The 1,373-nt window shown below is 48.8% G+C and carries 1 rRNA gene; it reads right to left on the reverse strand.

The window, feature by feature from the left end:
• Positions 1-1,373 (reverse strand): 23S ribosomal RNA (locus AC27E9_RS19140); the annotation flags it as partial.

Genomic DNA, 1,373 nt, shown 5'->3' on the forward strand with positions numbered 1-1,373 from the left:
TAGAATCTCGTCTCGTATCTCAGCCTTAAGATGGTCCGGATTTACCTAAACCATCAGCCTACATACTTTCACACGGACTACCAACGCCGTGCTCACCTAGCCTACTCCGTCCCTCCTTCGCAATATATAGAAGTACAGAAATATTAATCTGTTTCCCATCGACTACGCGTTTCCGCCTCGCCTTAGGGGCCGACTTACCCTGCCCTGATTAACATGGGACAGGAAACCTTGGTCTTTCGGCGGGGGAGTTTTTCACTCCCCTTATCGTTACTCATGTCAGCATTCGCACTTCTGATACCTCCAGCATGCTTTACAACACACCTTCAACGGCTTACAGAACGCTCCCCTACCACTCAATCCTAAGATTGAATCCGCAGCTTCGGTGACTAGTTTAGCCCCGTTACATCTTCCGCGCAGACCGACTCGACTAGTGAGCTATTACGCTTTCTTTAAAGGATGGCTGCTTCTAAGCCAACCTCCTAGCTGTCTATGCCTTTCCACATCGTTTCCCACTTAACTAGTACTTTGGGACCTTAGCTGGCGGTCTGGGTTGTTTCCCTCTTCACAACGGACGTTAGCACCCGTAGTGTGTCTCCCGCATATCACTCATTGGTATTCGGAGTTTGCAAAGGGTTGGTAAGTCGGGATGACCCCCTAGCCTTAACAGTGCTCTACCCCCAATGGTGTTCGTGCGAGGCTCTACCTAAATAGATTTCGGGGAGAACCAGCTATCTCCCGGCTTGATTAGCCTTTCACTCCGACCCACAAGTCATCACCGCATTTTTCAACATACGTGTGTTCGGTCCTCCAGTTGATGTTACTCAACCTTCAACCTGCCCATGGGTAGATCGCCGGGTTTCGGGTCTATACCTTGCAACTAAACGCGCAGTTAACACTCGCTTTCGCTACGGCTCCCCTAGTCGGTTAACCTTGCTACAAAATATAAGTCGCTGACCCATTATACAAAAGGTACGCAATCACTAGACTAAATCTAGCTCTCACTGCTTGTACGTATGCGGTTTCAGGTTCTATTTCACTCCCCTCACAGGGGTTCTTTTCGCCTTTCCCTCACGGTACTGGTTCACTATCGGTCAGTTAGGAGTATTTAGCCTTGGAGGATGGTCCCCCCATGTTCAGTCAACGTTTCACGTGTGCCGACCTACTCGATTTCATGATAAGTTTATTTTCGTGTACGGGGCTATCACCCTGTATCGCTGTCCTTTCCAGAACATTCCACTAACTTACAAACCACTTAAGGGCTAATTCCCGTTCGCTCGCCGCTACTAAGGAAATCTCGGTTGATTTCTTTTCCTCGGGGTACTTAGATGTTTCAGTTCTCCCGGTTCGCCTCCTTGAGCTATGTATTCACTCAA

This window comes from Colwellia meonggei (assembly GCF_057537295.1).